This window comes from Nocardia sp. NBC_01499, assembly GCF_045040275.1.
Classification (GTDB): domain Bacteria; phylum Actinomycetota; class Actinomycetes; order Mycobacteriales; family Mycobacteriaceae; genus Nocardia.
In genome coordinates this window covers 6,821,861-6,839,808 of record NZ_CP109426.1, presented here as the reverse complement: position 1 = coordinate 6,839,808, position 17,948 = coordinate 6,821,861, and the positions used below count along the sequence as shown (strand labels likewise).

General features: G+C 62.6%; 14 protein-coding genes. 7 read left to right on the top strand and 7 right to left on the bottom strand.

The genetic code is table 11. The features are described 5' to 3' along the window. The first annotated feature begins 42 nt into the window (after positions 1-42). Positions 43-1,020 (top strand): ABC transporter substrate-binding protein, encoded by a 978-nt coding sequence (locus tag OG203_RS31285; RefSeq protein ID WP_405160822.1) that lies wholly within the window; start codon positions 43-45, stop codon positions 1,018-1,020. 675 nt (positions 1,021-1,695) lie between these two features. Then, complete coding sequence (locus tag OG203_RS31280; protein ID WP_405160821.1) at positions 1,696-2,208, top strand: transposase; 513 nt, start codon at positions 1,696-1,698, stop codon at positions 2,206-2,208. Between the two features lie 1,099 nt (positions 2,209-3,307). Here the strand turns inward: OG203_RS31280 and OG203_RS31275 are convergent. The 3 genes from OG203_RS31275 to istA (OG203_RS31265) form a co-directional block, all read right to left on the bottom strand. Continuing rightward, entirely contained in the window at positions 3,308-4,540 is a 1,233-nt protein-coding gene (locus OG203_RS31275; protein ID WP_405160820.1) for an IS110 family transposase, read from the bottom strand. Positions 4,541-4,770: 230 nt separating this feature from the next. Then, positions 4,771-5,544, bottom strand: coding sequence for an IS21-like element helper ATPase IstB (istB, locus tag OG203_RS31270; protein ID WP_405160819.1), 774 nt, complete (start codon positions 5,542-5,544; stop codon positions 4,771-4,773). Further along, a complete protein-coding gene (gene istA, locus OG203_RS31265) occupies positions 5,541-7,013 on the bottom strand; it encodes an IS21 family transposase (protein WP_405167889.1) in 1,473 nt (490 codons plus the stop codon). Before istA (OG203_RS31265) ends, istB (OG203_RS31270) begins: the two co-directional genes overlap by 4 nt. Before the next feature lie 528 nt (positions 7,014-7,541). Here istA (OG203_RS31265) and OG203_RS31260 point away from each other — a divergent pair. From OG203_RS31260 to OG203_RS31240, 5 genes are all read left to right on the top strand, one after another. Then, entirely contained in the window at positions 7,542-7,751 is a 210-nt protein-coding gene (locus tag OG203_RS31260; protein WP_405160818.1) for a helix-turn-helix domain-containing protein, read from the top strand. Then, positions 7,751-8,344, top strand: a complete 594-nt coding sequence (locus OG203_RS31255; protein ID WP_405160817.1) for an Arm DNA-binding domain-containing protein — start codon at positions 7,751-7,753, stop codon at positions 8,342-8,344. The genes OG203_RS31260 and OG203_RS31255 overlap by 1 nt, the downstream gene beginning before the upstream one ends. Positions 8,345-8,518: 174 nt before the next feature. Beyond that, positions 8,519-10,060 (top strand): IS21 family transposase, encoded by a 1,542-nt coding sequence (istA, locus tag OG203_RS31250; RefSeq protein WP_405159507.1) that lies wholly within the window; start codon positions 8,519-8,521, stop codon positions 10,058-10,060. A 64-nt stretch (positions 10,061-10,124) separates the two neighbouring features. After that, positions 10,125-10,880, top strand: a complete 756-nt coding sequence (istB, locus tag OG203_RS31245) for an IS21-like element helper ATPase IstB (protein ID WP_405159506.1) — start codon at positions 10,125-10,127, stop codon at positions 10,878-10,880. A gap of 56 nt (positions 10,881-10,936) precedes the next feature. Continuing rightward, positions 10,937-11,749 carry a tyrosine-type recombinase/integrase gene (locus tag OG203_RS31240; RefSeq protein ID WP_405160816.1) on the top strand — a complete coding sequence of 271 codons (813 nt, stop codon included), beginning with the start codon at positions 10,937-10,939 and terminating at the stop codon, positions 11,747-11,749. 428 nt (positions 11,750-12,177) lie between these two features. On the opposite strand, the gene OG203_RS31235 is transcribed toward OG203_RS31240, so the two are convergent. From OG203_RS31235 to OG203_RS31220, 4 genes are all read right to left on the bottom strand, one after another. Beyond that, complete coding sequence (locus OG203_RS31235) at positions 12,178-13,401, bottom strand: DNA adenine methylase (protein WP_405160815.1); 1,224 nt, start codon at positions 13,399-13,401, stop codon at positions 12,178-12,180. A 46-nt stretch (positions 13,402-13,447) separates the two neighbouring features. Beyond that, positions 13,448-14,857, bottom strand: coding sequence for a hypothetical protein (locus tag OG203_RS31230; protein WP_405160814.1), 1,410 nt, complete (start codon positions 14,855-14,857; stop codon positions 13,448-13,450). Positions 14,858-14,861: 4 nt separating this feature from the next. Further along, entirely contained in the window at positions 14,862-16,865 is a 2,004-nt protein-coding gene (locus OG203_RS31225) for an ATP-binding protein (protein WP_405160813.1), read from the bottom strand. Positions 16,866-17,002: 137 nt separating this feature from the next. Further along, positions 17,003-17,620: a hypothetical protein gene (locus OG203_RS31220; protein WP_405160812.1), complete on the bottom strand. Its 618-nt coding sequence runs from the start codon at positions 17,618-17,620 to the stop codon at positions 17,003-17,005. Positions 17,621-17,948: the final 328 nt, after the last annotated feature.

Below are 17,948 nucleotides of genomic sequence, written 5' to 3'. Positions count from 1 at the left end.
GCGCTTGCGGTGAGTACCCTTGCCGCCGGATGCACTACATCGGTGACTGAAACTTCCACGGGCACGATAACTGCCGCGCCAACGGAGGGCGAAATTCATTACCCTATCTCGATCGACAACTGCGGCAAGGGCTACACCTTCACCGAGATACCGAAACGGGTTGTCGTGATGAACGGAGGTTCCGTCGCCGAAGTGTCGTCGCTGGTCGCGCTAGGTGTCTCCGACCGCATCGTGGCTAACGCCCAGTCGTACGGTGCATCCGATGTGCCCGGCCGCGCCGTCGCGATCGATGCCCTTCCAACTGGTGGCATCATCCCCAACAGCGCGCAGGATATCCCCAGAGAGGCCATTCTCGCCCAGCGACCGGACTTTGTAATCTCCGACTACACGGGCGGGTTCTCTGCCGATGAGGGCTACGCCACCCGCAAGGAGCTGGCCGCTGCAGGTGCCAATACTTACGTGCCGCGCGGGTACTGCGGCGCCACCGGCAGTGTTGTGGGCACACCGTCAATCGAGGACAGCTACGCGCTGCTGCGCGATCTCGGTGCGATCTTCGATGTGCAGGGCCGGGCCGACAAGCTCATCGCCGACTCGGAAAGTAAGATAGCTGCCACGGCTGCGAAGGTGGCTGGGCGGCCGAAGAAAAATGTACTACTGGTGTTCGCCGGTATGGACATGGGTGCGGGGCCGGACCTTCCGTTGATTGGCGCGACAGGTATCTGGAACAAAATCATCAGTACCGCTGGCGCGGTGAACCCGTTCGAGCGGGCCGACGGCACCGCCTTCGTCGCGATCAGCTCAGAGCAGCTGGCGGTCACCCCGGTCGACGCGCTCGTCATAGTAAATTACCGCATTCCGGACATCGACTCCGTCGCCAAGCGCCTGCTCGCAAAGTTCCCACAGTGGGAGGCCACCAAGACCGGGAACTATGCGGTGCTGTCAGACTCGATCTATCTCGGCCCGAGCAACGACCTCGCAGTCGACAAGATCGCTCGACTCGTGCACCCGGAACAGTTCTGAATCATGACACCGCCAGCCATACCCCAGCATTCGACACCGTGTCGCGGCGAGGAGAAACCGCGCAACACCTGAAATCCTAGCGTCCTCCGGAACAAGGACAACAGCCGTCGAATAGTCGTCGTCCACTCGCGGCGACACCTGGTTTTGTCTGTGAATCACGACACCGTTGATCGGTGAATCTCGACACCACCCCTGCGGCGGAAGGTGTTGGTATCCGCCAATTTTGACACCGCCTGACGGGTTGCAGTGGCAAGATCAGCCTGCTATCAGACTGCAACGGCCCGTAGGAGTGGACCTGTGCCGCCGAACCAATCCAAGGCGCAGCTGTATTCGGCGATCCGCCGGGACTCGAGAGCGGGCATGTCTTCTCTGAACTACTCAATCCGTCGAAGTATGTAGCGTGCCAATGTAATTCGTGTCAGGTTCGGCGGCCGTAAAGCATAGGTGGTCGATCAGGTTGTTGGCATGGAAGGCGGGGTGGAGGCTGCCGCGTAACTCAAGGAACTTCTCCAGCAGTTCGGCGATCGGCAGCTCTCGGCAACGAAGGATTCATCGAGCACTGCGAGCAGTTCGGCCAGGTTCTGTGGTTGGTTGTAGCCGTGGGCTTCTGGTGTGGGCATCAGCAGCTCCGAGGTATGGCTGGGCGGTCCGTTAGCAGGACTGTGCAGCCAGGCGATGTCGCGGAAGGCCGGCTACGACGTGCACCATGCCCAGGTATTCGGGCACTGCGCGGCAAAGACCGGGATCGTGCCGTTCATGACCCTCGTCGAGAAGGTCATGACCAGCGAGCCCTACGCCTCGGCCAAGCGTGTGTTCTGGGTGGTCGACAACGGCTCGAGCCACCGAGGCAAAGCCGCCGCCGATCGGCTGGCCGCGCGGTTTCTCAACGCGGTCATGGTCCACACTCCGGTACACGCCTCCTGGTTGAACCAAGTGGAGATCTACTTCTCCATCGTGCAACGAAAGGTCGTGTCTCCCAACGATTTTACCAGACTTGACCAGGTCGAAGACCGGCTCACCGCCTTCGGGCGTCGCTACAACGAGACCGCCCGGCCCTTCGAATGGAAGTTCACCCAGGCCGACCTCGCCGACCTCTTGGCCCGGATCGAGCGACCCGAACAGAACGAGCACTCCCAACAGCCCACCGGCTGCGATCACCAGACTGCCGCATCACCAGCCGCCGCGTGAACCCCCGAAGAACTTGCGGGCGGGACCACTAAGGTTCGCAACCCGAACTCGATCTCGGAGGTACGCGAGCTGCGGTAGTCCCCATCGCCCCCACGAGGGTTCGCAACCCGCAGATGTATCGCTCGTATTACTACCTGGCCTCCGAGTCTCATCGCCCCTACGAGGGTTCGCAGCGGGTCGGACCGGCTCGCTGGTGTCCCGTAGCGGAAGGTCCTCATCACCCCTGCGAGGGTTCGCAACATCACTGTGCAGGCCGGGCCGATCAGGATGAATTCCTTGTCCTCATAGCCCCTAGGAGGGTTCGCAACGGCGTGCGCGATATCGTTGTGTACCAGTCAATTTCGGGACCTCATCGCCCCTACCAGGGTTCGCAACCGGCCACCCACGTCGCCTCCAGCACCAGCCACGACGTCCTCATCGCCCTACAAGGGTTCGTAACCTTCGCTCGGGAGGGGTGCCAATTCCCTGATCAAGCAGGGCCTCATCGCCCCTACGAGGGTTCGCAACTGCATCGACCCGGAGGTGCCCACCAGGATCAGCGTCCGGTCCTCATTGCCCCTACGAGGGTTCGCAATAGCAGCGGCACCGCACGCAGCTTGGCATTGTGCGGAGTCCCTATCGCCCTCTACGAGGGTTCGCAACACGGTCCGAGGATGTGGCGCGCCCAACCGGCGACATCTGCCGTCTGACAGTCAAATTTAGGTCAATAGCCAGCTGCCCGCCAAGGAACCGCTGGTCGCACCCCTTTCATCTGAAGGGTGCCCACCACTGGCGCGAACCTGCTAGCCCGCCGGGGTGTCATCAACCGTGCACACCGATGGTGCGTTGCAGACCTACCAACGCCGCCGGATCGACAGCTCGCCGAGAAATCGCGTTTCGTCTTGTTGAAACCATGGCCGATATCCGGAGTCCAAGGGTGCAGCGTACCAACCGTGCCTGCCCGTGCCCACGATCCCGAACCTGACCCACCCAGAACAACGAAATGAAATTTCTTCTCCTGCAACACTATTGACTAACCGATCGGATGGAGCGTGGATGTCCATACGCGTGGGACGCGCGAACTGTTGGCTCCTAGAGAGACATCTCATGAAGTTAAAAGTCAAGCCGCGACCGCGAGAGGAGGTGGGAACGCGTGATGTTCGTTGAAGAGACTGCTGGTTTGCAGGCAGTGGTGGAGTTGGCCGAGGAATTTGTTGAACAGGTGTCGTTGGGCTTGCTGGTTCCAGTCCCCGGCGGCGCGGCGGGCATCGAAGTGGCGCCGCGCTCCGGGCGAGGCTTTCAGCGAGGACAGCGCCCAGATCGGTCCTACCGCGGCGAGACGCCGATTTTTGATATGCCGGTGCAGGACAACGGTTTTCTTGCCACTGGCGCGGGTGATGGGTGCCGATCCGGCGAAGGCTTTGAGCCCGCGTGCATCGGTGAAGCGGTCGCGGTCGTCTCCGATTTCGGCGAGCACCCGGGCGCCGGTCAACGATCCCAGTCCGGGGAAGCTGACGATGATTTTCGCGTCCGGGTGCCGCTCAAAATGGGCGGTGGCCGCCTCGGCGAGGTCTTCGGCGGCGGTGGCGGCGGCGGCGAACTGGCGCAGCAGCGCGGACAGTTGAATACCCATGGCATTCTCCACCATGGGTGGTTGATGCAGGTAAGTGGCGCGGAAGATCGCGTGCAGGCGTTCGGCGTCGGTGTCGATGCCGCGTTGGCGGCCTGCTTTGGCCAGCAGTGCGCGCAGCTGGGCGCGGGTCAGTTTCGCTGCCCGCGCTGGGGTCGGTGCTGCGGTGAGGATGGTGCGGGCGTCGCGGCGGGCCAGGCCGCCGCCGGACAGGCCGGCGAAGGCTGCCACGGCGGCGGGGTAGAAGTCTTTGAGCAGATCACGCACGCGGTTACCGATCTGCTGACGCGACCACACCGCGTCCTGCTGGGCGCGGGCCAGCACTCGAATCGCCTGCGCGAGTTCGGTATCGGCAGGCAATGGTCGGTGCGCGTCAGCGTCGGTGCGCAGGATATTGGCCAACAGCACGGCGTCGGCGGCATCGGATTTCGATCCCGCGGGTTGATGGCGGGCGCGGTAACGCGAGGCCGAGAGCGGGTTGATCGCATAGACCGGTCGGCTGGTCGCCCGCAGGGCAGCCACCAACAGGCCACGGTCGGTTTCGATGGCGATCGGGATCGGGTTCTCGGCGGTATCGCCGGCTTCGGCGAGCATGTTCAGAAGTTGGGCGAACCCTGCCGCGTCGTGGCCGATCTTGGCTTTGCTCGTCGCCCGGCCGTCGTGGTCGACGATCGCGACGTCATGATGGGCCTCGGCCCAGTCGATTCCACAAGTAGATCCCAAATCACTTCTCCTTCATCAGGTTTCATGCAGGGGACGAGCCTGGTTGGGGTCACGCGGCACCCTAATCACGGGACTCGATGGTCCGACATCTCATTAGCCGTCCGTGACTCCAGCACACCGCAGGACTGTCAACGGGCAGCGGGACCTCCGGGCGGGTGGACTTGACGGGTCCGGTTGGGTGGACAGCAGATCTTCGGGCCGGTGGACATCAGTTCTCCGGCTGAATCAGGTCAGGTCAGTGGCGTCACCCCCTTGCCGGCGAATGCTTCGGCCAGCCGGTGGGAATCACCTTTCGTCAGCACCAGGTGCGCATGATGCAGGAGCCGATCGACGGTCGCGGTGGCCAAAGTTTTGGGCATGATCGAATCGAATCCGCTGGGGTGGATATTGCTGGTCACCGCGATAGAACGCCGCTCGTAGGCGGCGTCGATGACACGGTAGAACGCTTCGGCGGCGTCAGCGCCAACCGGCAACATGCCAATGTCATCAACCACGATCAGATCGCAAGAGCAGATGCGGGCAACCGCGCGAGCGATCGAGCCGTCGACCTTGGCCTTGCCGATCATGGTGGCCAGGGATTCGAGGGTGAACCACGACACCCGCAGATCTTTCTCGATCGCCGAATGCGCGAGGGCTTCGACGAAGTGACTCTTGCCCGTGCCGGAGGGGCCAGCGACAGCTAAATTCTCATGTCGCCCAACCCATTCCAGAGTGGAAAGCGCATTCTGCGTTGCTTCGGAGATCGTTGACTCCTCCGGCAGCCACGACGAAAACGTCTTGCCAGTGGGGAAATTCGCGCGTTTGCGGCGTTGGCGGCGGGTGGCGGAGTTGCGTCCGGTGACCTCCTCGTTGAGTAGTACCCGAACTACCTCTGCGGGGTCCCAGCGTTGGGCGCGGGCGGTGGCCAGGACATCGGGTGCGGCCTTGCGCAGATACGGCAGCCGCATCCGGCGGCAGATCGCTTCCAGTTCGTCGGGCAGCGCCGGGGCTTTCGGGTGGCTCATGCTCCGAACCTCCCCCAGCCCGCGGTCCCGGGTTGGACCGAATGCGCCTCGTCGGCGCGCACGACGTCGGCGAGGCTGGAGAACTTGGCGAGGTGATCGAGGATGGCGGCGGTGTCGCCGTCGTCGAACCGTCCGGCGACCGCAGCGGCACCGAGAGCTTCGTCGACCGCATCGGCCCCGGTGATAGCGGCGAGCTCGAGAGCCCGGGTCATCTTCGCCCGGATCCGCGACACCCCGGTGGCCGAGGCTTCGGTGAGCCAGCGGCGGGCGCCTTCACCGAGGTCGAGAAACGCGATCTCCTCAACCGTCCGAGGCCGCAATTTCCGCACCCGCGGTAGATCCCCGCCCGCGTGATGGGGATAGTGCTCGTCGAGGATGCGCGGATTACCGGGCGTCGAAAGCTGGTGGCGGGCAATCTCGGCCAGCCCGTGCGGGGTTCGGGCGGTGATGACCAACTCCTCACCGGCGACGCGGCACCACACCTTGGCGCCCTGGTGCCCGTCCGGGGTCGAATACCGCACCGACCCCCATCGAACAGTCTGGTCGTCACCGACGAGGCGTTCCTCACCCAGAGCGATCGCATGCGGTTCGCCCGGCAGCACATGCAGATGCTGACGCTCGATCCCCAGGCGAGCGATCGGCGCGACACCGGTCTCGCGATGCGGGCGGGCGTTGATGCGTTCACACCACGCCCAGCACGCATCCGCCAGCTCGGTGAACGAGGAATACTCGGGCAGCAGATTCGCCGTGGTCGGCACCAGATCGGCTTTCGCGATCTTCACCGTGTGTTCCGCGCCGCCCTTGGACTCCGGATCGAAGGGCTCGCATGTTTCCACCTTGCAGCCGTAATGCCTTCCGGCCGCGACCATTTCCGGATGCCGCACCGGCAGCCCTGCGATCCGGTCCACCGTCACCGTTCTCGGGTTGTCGGTGAGCAAATACGTTGGGGCGCCACCGATCCGGCGCAACGTCACATCAATGCCCAGCACCAGCGAACCCAGGGTTTGATCCCACGACGGGATCACCACCCGATATCGTGACCACGCCAGCCAGGCGCAGAACAACTGGGTCCGCCGACCAGCCACCTTCGGGCCCTCACCCCAGTCGAATTGCAGCCACATGCCCGGCTCGGGCAGCCACGGCCGATATTTTCTGCGGTGGCCGGCCTTCCACGCCGTCTTCGCCTCGGCGACCGCGCGGCGCGTCGAGCGGTCGGTGCCGGTGAACCCCATCGCCTGCAGTCGTTGATGCACCACATCAGCGCGCACCTTGCCCTGGGACTTGTCGACCCACTCCTCGATCTTGCCCACGAACGGGTCGATCGACTTCGGCCGCGGCAGTTTCACCAGCGGATCGCGGCCCGCGTCGCGGATCGCGACATACCGGGCCACCGTCTTCTCATCCACCCCCGACAACGCTGCCGCCGAATGCGCGCAGCGTGTCAAATCGAACGCTTCCAGAATCTCCATGATCTCCCTGTCAGACTTGGTCAACGGGATCCCTTCGACGCAGTTGGCGAGCGATCACACACCACTCAGCCAACCCGCCCGAAGAGATCCCGTTTCGCATTTACTCAGGCGTGTCCCGGAGACCCAGACGTCCGCCCATCCGGAGAAATCATGTCCGCCAGCCCGGACCCATATGTCCATCCACCCGGATTATCCGGCGTCCGCTGGCAAGGACTCCATGCTCTCCAAGAGCTCCAAGGCTCGCGAACGAATCGAAGAAGTCACCCCTGCGGCGGGCTCGAGCAACGGAATCCCACCACCACACAGCTCGATCTGCCCTCAGGCGCGCCGTTCTCTCTTAAGGCATTCCAACGCCGGGACACTCTGGGCGTCACCCGAGGACAGACCAGATCCGAGGAACAAGAACCCGGCCGTTCCGGCCGGTACCCCAATCCCTACTAACTGATTAGGACAGACCAGATCCGAGGAACAAGAACCCGGCCGTTCCGGCCGGTACCCCAATCCCTACTAACTGATTAGGACGGTTTCATGGACAAAGTCGAGCTGGACACCGAATACCCCGAAGCATGGCAGGACCTGCCGCTGCTGCTGGCGGTTCCTCGTGCGGCGAAGCTGATGGGCATCAGCCGATCGGCTGGCTACCGTCTCGCACATGCGGGCGAACTGCCTATCAAGCCACTGGGCGGACGGATCTACGTAATCACCGCCCGGCTGCGCGAGATGATGGAGGCTGCCTGATGAAAGGCCACGTCTACCAACGAGGTTCGAGCTGGTACTACAAATTCCCATCGCCCGAGGTGAACGAGAAGGGTAAGCATCCCTCGATCACGAAGGGCGGATTCAAGACCGAGAAGGAAGCGTGGACAGCCTGCCGCGACGCGATCGCAGAGACCGAACGCGGCCGGTATGTGAAGCGATCGCGACGAACTGTCGCTGGGTTCATCAACGAATGGTTGCCCGCGATCAAGATGTCGGTCGACGCGACGACATGGGATAACTGGAGCACCCTATGCCGTGCGTATGTCAAGCCACGCATCGGATCCGGCGTGCTTCAGGACCTCTCAGCGCCGGGTCTGATGAAGTTCTACGGTGAGTTGCTCTCGGCTGGTCGGATCAAGCCGGATACGAACACCGTGATGTATCGGTACTGGTCGCAGCAGGTGAAACGCGGCCGCGACCCAGTACCACGGGACATGGTCTCCGCGTGTGGTGTTTCGATCCATGCCGCGCGCGCCGCGATCCGCAGGTACAAAGCTGGACGGATCCCGGTACCGCAGTCGAAAGGGCTGCAACCTGTCAGCCGTCAAGTAATTCCCCCAGGTGAGGGGTAGTTCCGTCACGGAATTCCCCCACTGTCCGTCACTCAATTCCTCCACCGGCCGTCACGTAATTCCCCCACCTGGCGGTGTGTCGCCGGTCGGCGTGTCTCGCACACATGTTCGCTTGTCCTCGACGGTTGTTCCGGCGAGGAGAGCGAGAAAGAGATGGCGAGGAGGAGTTTCTCGATGTTCGATCTTGTCGAGCTCTACACCCACTGGCAGGCCGGTCGCGGACAACGCGAACTGGCGGCATCGCTGGGGATCGACCGGAAAACGATCCGGAAGTACGTCGCGCCAGCGGTTGCCGCTGGCATAACACCGGGCGCGAGCCCACCCCTTTCTGCTGAGCAGTGGGCCGAGCGAGTCGCGGAATGGTTTCCCGCACTGCATGATCCGGGCGCGCGGGCAGTGACATGGTCGTTGATCGACCCGCACGCTGAGCGGATCAAGTCCTGGCTGGGTCACCGTGTCACGGTCGCCACGATCGCGCAACGCTTACGCGACGACCACGGGGTGGACGTATCGGAATCATCTGTACGCCGTTGGATAGCAACACATTTCGCTGACGAGGCCGCCCGGGCCAAAGTGACGGTGATGCGCCCGCCGGTGCCACCGGGCAGCGAAGCCCAGATCGATTACGGCCGGCTCGGGTCGTGGTTCGATCCGACCTCGGGGCGGCGGGTGACGGTGCAGGCGTTCGTGATGGTGCTCTCGTGCTCGCGGATGCCGTTCCTGCAACCGGTGCTGTCGATGGATCAAACATCGTGGTGCGCTTCCCATGTCGCGGCATTCGAGTTCTTCGGCGGAGTCCCCGCCCGGCTCGTGATCGACAACCTACGCACCGGCGTCGACAAACCCGATCTCTACGACCCGAAACTCAACCGCACCTACGCCGAACTCGCCGTCCACTACCAGACGTTGATCGACCCGGCTCGGGTCCGCAAACCGAAGGATAAACCACGCGTCGAACGTCAAATGCAGTACATTCGCGATTCCTTCTGGCGTGGAAGGGAATTCAGCACCCTGGCCCAGATGCAAGGTGAAGCCATCCGGTGGTGCTGCGACGTCGCGGGGTTGCGGAATTCGCGGGCGCTCGACGGTGGGCAACCGTTGCCGGTGTTCGAAGCGACAGAACGCGACGCGCTGATGCCATTGCCGGCGGCGCCGTTCGTGTTGTCGGTGTGGTCGACCGGGAAAGTCGGGCTCGACACCCACATCAAGATCGGGAAAGCGTTGTATTCGGTGCCGTGGCGGCTGATCGGGCAAACCCTGCACGCCCGCACCAGCGGTGACATCGTGCAGATCTTCCGCGACCAGCACGTCGTCGCGACCCATGTCCGCCGCCTGGCGGGGCGGGCGACGAATATGGAGCACTATCCGCCCGAGACCATCGCGTTCCACCTGCAAGGCCCGACCTGGTGCCGCAAGATCGCCATCGATGTCGGCCCGGCTTGCGAGCTGGTGATCGGTGATCTGTTGTCACCCAACGCGATCCACCATCTACGCGCCGCGCAAGGCATCCTTCGGCTACGCGAGAAATACGGTCTCGACCGCCTCGAAGCGGCCTGCTCACGCGCGATCGAGGTCGGCGACCCGTCCTACCGCACCGTCAAAGGCATCCTCGCGGTCGGCACCGAGACCGAAGACCCATTCGGCGGCACCGCTACCAGCGATATCGCCGAGGTCCCGGCGTTCCTGCGCGGTCCCGACCAGTTCGCCAATAACTGACCCGCCCGCCACCCGGCCAACAATTCTTTCCTAATTCTTCACTCCAGCAAGGAAATACACACTCATGTCCATCAGCGACCCCGCCCTGCGCGATGTTCTACGCGCGCTGAAACTCACCGGCATGCTCGACACTCTCGACGCCCGCCTGGCCCAAACCCGCGACGGGAAACTCGGGCACCTCGAGTTCCTGCAGGTCCTCTGCGAAGACGAGATCGCCCGCCGCGAAACCAATGCCCTGACAAGGAGGATCCGGCGAGCGAAGTTCGAAGAACAAGCCACTTTCGAGGACTTCGACTTCGCCGCGAACCCGAAACTCCCCTCGGCGATGATCCGCGACCTGGCCGCGCTGCGCTGGCTCGATTCCGGGGAATCGGTCATCCTCTACGGCCCGGTCGGAGTCGGGAAAACCCATGTCGCACAAGCACTGGGCCATGCCGTCGCCCGCCGCGGCGGTGACGTCCGCTTCGCGAAGACCAGTCGCGTTCTGGCTGATCTGGCCGGTGGTCACGCGGATCGGTCCTGGGGCAAAAGGATTCGTGAATACACTCGCCCGCACGTGTTGATCCTCGACGACTTCGCGATGCGCGAGCACACCGCCCTGCACGCCGATGACCTCTACGAGTTGATCAGCGAACGCGCGCTCAGCGCCAAGCCGCTGATCTTGACCAGCAACCGCGCTCCGAAGGACTGGTATGCCCTGTTCCCGAACCCGGTCGTCGCCGAAAGCCTGCTCGACAGACTGATCAACACCAGCCATCAGGTCTTGATGGACGGACCCTCGTTCCGGCCCCGCAAACGGCCAGGCCGACCCGCCAGCTGACCACCTCGAAGCGGCTCGCTACGCTCGCAGCGAGGCACGTCTACTGGAGGAATTCCGTGACGGCAGCCTGGGGGAATTGCCTGACGGTCGACAAACCCAAGACCGTTCGCAACATCCACGTCATGCTCCACCGGGCGCTCGCAGACGCGAAGAGCTGGAAGTACATCGTCGACAACCCCGCCTCAGCGGCCACACCGCCACGCGTCACCCGCAAGAAGCGACCGGTCTGGAATCCGCAACAGGCATCGCAGTTCATGGCCCACGCCCGCCATGACCGGTTCTACGCACTGTTCCGGCTGGAGCTGACGACAGGCCAGCGCCGCGGGGAGATATGCGGAGTCCGGTGGCCCTCGATCGATCTCGACCAAGGACGGCAGTCGATCCACGAGAGCCGTGTGGTCGTCGACGGCTATGCCCAGGACGGCCAAGTCAAGACCGACGACTCAGCACGACAGAACTCCCTCGACCCGGAGACCGTCCAAGCACTCAGCGACTGGAAGACCATCCAGGATGCCGAACGAGAATTCTTCGACATCGACTACACCGACACCGACCTCGTGTTCACGTGGGAGGACGGTCGACCTGTCCATCCGGACTCGATCCGGGAGCGGTTCAAACGCCTTGCCGCGGAGGCAGGGCTGCCCGAGATCCGGTTCTACGACCTCAGGCACACCTACGTGACAGGAGCGCTGGCTGCCGGGATCAGTCCGAAGGTAGTCAGCGAGCGGGTCGGTCACGCCGACGTAGCGTTCACGCTCAAGACGTACTCGCATGTGCTGCCAGGGATGGATCAGGATGCGGCGGTTCGCGGTGCGGACTATCTACTGGGCGGCACTGGTCCGCACCCGATAGCGGATCCGGAATCCTGAGCTTAGCTAAGGTTCCCAAATCTGCTCCCAAGGACAACGAAAAACGGCCCGGAACTGTGTGTTCCGGGCCGTTCTTCGTTGTAGCGGGGACAGGATTTGAACCTGCGACCTCTGGGTTATGAGCCAACCGAATTTCTATGCATGGGCCTCATGCGGGCTGGACGTGCTTGTCCGCGGGCTAGACCAGATCCCTGTCTTCCACCGCCGCATCGATCGTCGGGCGATATGACACCGGCAAAATCGGCTACAGCGCAATGCTCACCGCTGCAAGGCGATACCCGGATCGGGTGTGGGCGATCGAGGGATGCGACGGCATCGGCCGCTACCTCGCCCACCGCCTAGTCCATGACGGTGAAACCGTCGTCGACGTGCCAGCGAAGCTCACATCGACAGTCATAGACATCATCCCGGATCGGCGCAGGAAATCTCTATGTTGGAGAGCTCTCAAGTACTCGCAATTCGTCATCGATCGGAACGGTTGCCGGAGGGAGGGTTGTTATGAGCAGTTCTTCGGCGGATCGCTTTCCGACTCGCCCTGCCGCCGAGTATCGAGTGCTGACCAGACGCTTGCTGATCCGCCAGCAACGCACGCCAAGCACTTCACGGTCAGAGCGCGACGGTGTCATCCGGTCGTCGGCATAAAGCCACTCATTCTCGGTGAGCATCGGGAGGTCGTCGTAACTCAGCAACCACCGGAACTGCGCCTTCGTCCTCAAGTAGTTAGCAAGGCTGAGGTGCAGGGTGTAGTCGCTGGGCCGAGCTGCGCCAAGCCCGTCGCCTCCGTAGCCTCCGAGCGGATCGAAAGACGCCCGGTACAGGTGCGAGGCCTTTTCGACGTAGGGCGGATCAAGGTAGGCGACCACCCGAGAGGGAAGGAGTTGCGGATAATACTCGGGAACGTCGTCCAAAGTCTGACGCCAGTCCTTGCACCATACGTCGACAAGGCGGCCTGTGTTGTAGAGGTGGCCGATGTATCGGAGTCGGTCCGCGAGTGCATCTGGATTCCAGCGGCAACTGATCGGGTACGCGCTCGCTTGGGATCGGCCCCCTATGGGCCCAGCTTTTCCGTGCAAGATGCCCGAGAAGGTGGTCCGATTGAGAAACAAGCACTGAGTCGCAGTTGCCAGCCGACGGTTGCGTGGGGTCATCCCCGGCTGGGGAGACCAGGCACGCCAGTGGTCCCATCGTTCAACGGCCTTCTGGCCGCCGTTGCGGACGTAGCGCTTCCACTCGTCGTGCATTCGATCGACGAGGCGCTCCGTGTCATCGGCTGCGGTCTGCCAGAAGGCGGTGACCAGGGGGTCGGCATCAGCGAGGAGGATGCGCTCGACGGTGCCGTCACCGATCATGCGCAGCGATGCTGACGCCCCACCCGCGAAAGGCTCTACCAGGAGGTTGATTTCGGGCACTTCCCGCGATTGCTTCGCCGACGTAATCACTCGCCCGATGACTGGTGCGAGCGAGGACTTGGCCCCGGGGTAGCGCAAGGGTGATTGATAGCGGCCATGAGCGAGGTCGTGTGAGACTGGCTCCAACTCTGCAACCAGCGGACGCGCCTCAGCATCGATTGCTTCGCCGGTGCCGAAAAGATGTGCGCCCCGAGCGAGTTCGCGAGCGGCGAGGGTGGCGGGCGGCAAGATCAACGACGGCATGGTGCTATCTTGCCGGACAGTTGGACGTTCGGGCGCACGGTCCCGGCTATCGGTTGAAGTATGTCGGGGGCTTTACCGCCTGGTAGTCAAACTTCAGTCCTGGAATATTCTGTTGCGCCATCATGGTCAGTACCGATCGTCCAACACCCAGAGGCAGCGCGGCCGCCGAGTGCGCCAGGGCGACGGGTACGACAGCGTGCTGATACATCCGGGTTCTGAGCGAGTCCAGAACCTCGCAGATCAGGCTCAGCGTTGGAAATGCCTCCCAGCCCTCGACCTCGGTGCCTCCGTCGTAGGGCGCAAATCCTGCTGCTGGCAGGACCGTGATCACCAGGGGATCGCCGGCGCGAGTGCGATAGATGAAGCGGCGACCGTAGAACTCGTCCTCGCCGTACTGATTAGCCTCCGCTCTCCCCAAGACTCGGTTGATGTAACTGGTCGGGAGCCGCATGACATGACCAACTGGGATCAAATCCTTGATCAGCTCGGCATGTTCGACGAATGCGCCCTGTTTCTCGATGCCGACCATGAGCGGGGCCGCCAACCCCTGTTGCACGCACCATCCGCTGAGGTCGCCGAGATGCTCCTGGAACCGTCGCTTGAGTGGGGCCAAAGGACCATGGAGCGCCAGCGGGCCGTCGGTGATAAAGATGGTATGGCGCAGGACATCCGGCGCCAGGTCAGCAAAGAAGTTCAAATAGCACAACGACATGAGGCGCTCGGCTGCTGTCATAACGCGCCCGAGGGGCTCGAAGTTCGATCCCTCGACCTTGTACTCCTCGTGTGTGCGGAGCGCATCTGCGAGAAACAAGGGCTTCTTGCACGAGGGGCAGGACCCGCCGGTGCAGGTCACGATGAGGGACGACGCGTTCGCAGCCTTGAGCCCACAACTAGGGCAGACCCGCAGTCCGATCTGACGAGCCGGGGCATCGCGAGTGCCATGAAGAGCCAAAAGTCCATCTGCGAGCGTCATTTCGGTGCTCGAGTCAAATCGTGCGCTGCTGAGAAACTCATCGAGCTCGGCGCGCCAGGTTTCGACACCGCTCAGGCCCGGACGCGCAAGCTGGGAGCCGGGGAGGGCAACGTCGAACGCATACTCGCTGTGGGATTGTCGGACGTCCCGCGGGTCGATATATCGGGCACGTGCCAGTTCTCGGAATACGTCTAGTCGAACCATTGATCCAGCGACCCGGAGATAGCCGACTTTCACGGTGGGGTGCTCACGGGTGGCCTCAACCTCTGTGTCCGAACCATCGACCGTGATTGAGAAGTCAACATCGCCGGGGTGTCCGACCATCGGAAGATCCTCAAGCGGTACGCACAGCCCAGCGAGGTCGTCATCGCTGGTCGGACGGCCGCTGGTGATGACCCACCGCTCAAGGGCATCCTTGACGGCCTTGTTGCGGGCTGTGCCGACGTGCCCGAGACGGGAGGCTTTCTCGCCTGAATAAGGCATCAAACTACTCGCTCTCAGCCTGGGCATCCACGGCTGCCAGGCCCGCGGCCTTGCGTGCACTGTTGACCATGCTGTGGTCAAACTTGGCAATCTGCACCGGCACGATGTACTTACCGGAGTAGGTCTTCATCCGAACAAAGCCGACATCCTCGGCCCGAATAATGCTGGGTGTCCAAACCTTGAAGTCGTAGTAGTCCGCCAACTCCCGCGTCTCGTGGCCAGAGTTCAGATGGGCGATCAGCCAATTCGAAGTGTTCGACAGAATTCTCTTGTCGACAGAAGTGACCTCCTGGGTCGCGTAGATCAGACCCATCCGATATTTCGCCGCTTCCTTCGACAGCCGCACCCAAGGGTCGTCGGCCACTTCGCGCCCACCGCGTTCGAACAGGTTGTGGGCCTCTTCGACAATGATTTGCATGTTGACCGGTTCGTCGTCAGCCCGGAATCGCTCCCCCGCACGGTTCAAGAGGTGACTGACGATCCGCTCCGACATGACCTTCGCGACTTGGTCATTGCCACTGGAAAGATCAACGATCGCCAGGCGGCCAGCAAGCATGTCCTGCCACAGATGTTCGCTCACGTCTCCAGCGGATTGGGCACCGTGGAACCCGCGGATGGACCGGATCGCGGCGGTCACACCCGTGAACTTGTAGACCCCATACACAGCACTGAAGTGGCATTTCTCGGTCTCGTGCCACTTGGGGAAGTCGTCGGGATGTTCGCCAACCCATTCCGCCAGAGCACAGGCACCGGATGGCGACTTCACGCGATAATTTCCGGCCTTTCCGACCTGAAAGACAGCGTTAGGATTCGCGGTCATGAAGTCGTTCATCGGTGCAGCTGGCGCGGTTACTTTGAGATCCTGCGGAAACGAGTCCCCCGGAAAGCCACACTTGGAGAGCAGGCCGTAGAAGGCGACCAGCGCCCAACCCCACCGGGACTGCTGACTGTAGTCATCGGTATCGGGCTCGGCAAGAACCGCAGACCGAAAATTCTTGCCGTAGTTGGTATTTACCGAAGCAGTGGCCTCACTCACCAGGCTCCAGGCGGCTTCGAGCACCTCACGATCGTAGAAGTTGATCCGCAGTGACTTCTCGCGGTTGTCTGACCGGCTCGGCTCGACCTTGTATATCCGGACCCCGCTGTCGTCGTCCCCCAGCAGGCGAAGCCCCGTGCCGTCTTGCCTGTTGACGTTGGCGTACTCACCCTGCGGATCGAAGATCAGCTGACCAATGGCCCGGTCGTGCTCCGATCCATACCGATGGACTGCGGTGACCAAAGTCTTGATGGTGTTGGACTTTCCAGTCCGAGTCATGCCGAACACCGCGGTCTTGCGGCCGACAAAGTCCGAGACGTCGATGCGAACCTCGGCCTGATCGGTGCCAGCGATCAGCGCCTTCCGGCGGGTTGCAGCGAATCGAACTTTCCCGATAGGCAAGGAGTCGCGAGCCTCGGCCGGTTCCGGGTACGAACCCAACCAGGACAGCACCTCCGTCGAAGGCAGGAACACCTGATAGCGAGCGGAAACCACAACGTTGTCGATGTCAGCGCCATACTCGATCCGCGCATCACGGTCGTCCGTCTCGGTATAAAACGTCCCGAGCACCTCGCAATCGAAGGCGGACTGCTGCAACTCGTTCCGGGTGAGCACGTCGGTGACATCGTCGAACCCGACTCCTGACGCACCCGCATCGCGAACAACCGCCAACCGAGTTTGGATCAGCTCCGACTCGTTGGGCAGCGGTGCCGTCCCCCGCACCCGGAGCAGAATGATCTCCTGATCCTCGAGAATGAAACCCGAGTCGGTGTTCTCGCCCGCAACTGCGAGTAGGAACCCGCCCCGGGGTACGCCACCCGCCTCGCGCTTCTTGAAGTCGTCGGTGAGGACGACCGCTGAATCGTAATCGAGCCTGAAAACGCCGCCGACCGGTAGACACCCCCTACTGATCAGTGCTGTGAGCGGTTTCTTGAGCTCGACGTTGCGCCGAACTTCATCCCCAATGCCCATCCCGTGGCACTCCAATCGTCAGCCGCGCACCGAGCGCAGCACCTTCATCATGACTTAACTCCGAGCCCGGCCGAACGTTACACTCGGCCACCGACACAACTGAAACATCCAGTGGCACAACGGTATCCGAACAAACCTCATCCACCGAGCAGCGGCTCACGAAGGAAGCGCTCGAATTCGCTTCTGAGAGTGGGCAAATCAACCTGACGCCCCGACAAAGAGTCCAACAGCTCCTGCAGTCCCCAGCAGGCTAGGTGTCCGTAGCGGGCACTGAAGAACGCGACCTCACGGATGGCGAACTCGTCCTGGAAGTCCAGCAACGCATAGCCGACCATCTGGAACAGCATGGGAGCATCCAGCACGGCGTATCGGCTGCCGTCCTTACGTTTACTTCCGAGTACGGTCTTGATTTCGACGAGTGTTCCAGCCGCGATCAGGTCCGCGTCGGCGTTCATCAACAAGGAGCCCTCGAACGTCGGCCCGACTGCCCACTCGCCGACGCGCGACCTCAGCGCGGGCAAGAGGACTCCTTCGGCCTGTTCGCGCAACGCCACGAGTTGAGCAAGCGCGGCTGGCGAGGCCATACCAAGTAGATCAGCGCCGCTGACAGATCTGGGGTCGAACTCAGCCAGAGGAGAGCGTTCGGGAGGAATCCCACGTCCAAGTTCTGTCAGGTACGACAACGCCCAGCAGCCCCGTGCGAGCGACTCCGGATCCTGATGCGTCGAGAAATTCGGCCCTGCGAACTTCGTCACGGCAACGGGCTCATTTATTGCCTCGGCTGGCGGTGCCACAGCAGCGAGGGCTGCAGCGAGTTCGGCAAGAGCGGTTGGCATTCTTCCCCCGAACCGAAGCGCACCGATGGCAGGGAGATGGACATCAGGCTGCGGATCTACGAGAAACCGGACGAGATGGTCGAAGGCACCCCCCACCGCACCGGTGCCCCCGCCTGTGGGCGAGTCACTGCCAACCATCAGCGGGCCCACCGAGGCCTTGTACCCATCGAAGACCGGCCTGGTAAACGGAAACCGCTGTGCCAGAAATGATTTGAGCGGGGAGTCCTTGAGCCTCAACGACTCCGTC